Below are 230 nucleotides of genomic sequence, written 5' to 3'. Positions count from 1 at the left end.
ATTTATTGAGGTAGTTGTGCTGCGTAAATGAGCGATACTAACGAGCCATATTGCGCGGGATCGTATTGTTTGCCCAAAACCTGTGAGTGTATTTGGGTTCCTTTTATTGCTGTATGGCGCGCATTTGTCAATAAAATAATGTCTAAATCGTAGGTTGGATCAATAACCGTAACTGTGCCCGTCCAACCAGTGTGGCCATAAGCGGGTGGGCTTGCGTAAGGCAAAAAGTG

Annotated in this window: 1 pseudogene; it reads right to left on the bottom strand. The window is 44.8% G+C overall.

Annotated features, from left to right (window positions below):
- Positions 1–2 precede the first annotated feature (2 nt).
- Positions 3–230, bottom strand: a pseudogene (locus CWC17_RS19130) (serine hydrolase); the annotation flags it as partial.

Origin of the sequence: Pseudoalteromonas sp. S3785, assembly GCF_005887365.1 — a bacterium.
In the GTDB taxonomy this organism is placed as follows: Bacteria; Pseudomonadota; Gammaproteobacteria; order Enterobacterales; family Alteromonadaceae; genus Pseudoalteromonas.
The sequence above is the reverse complement of the archived record's forward strand: the minus strand, read 5'-3'. Positions and strand labels throughout refer to the sequence as shown.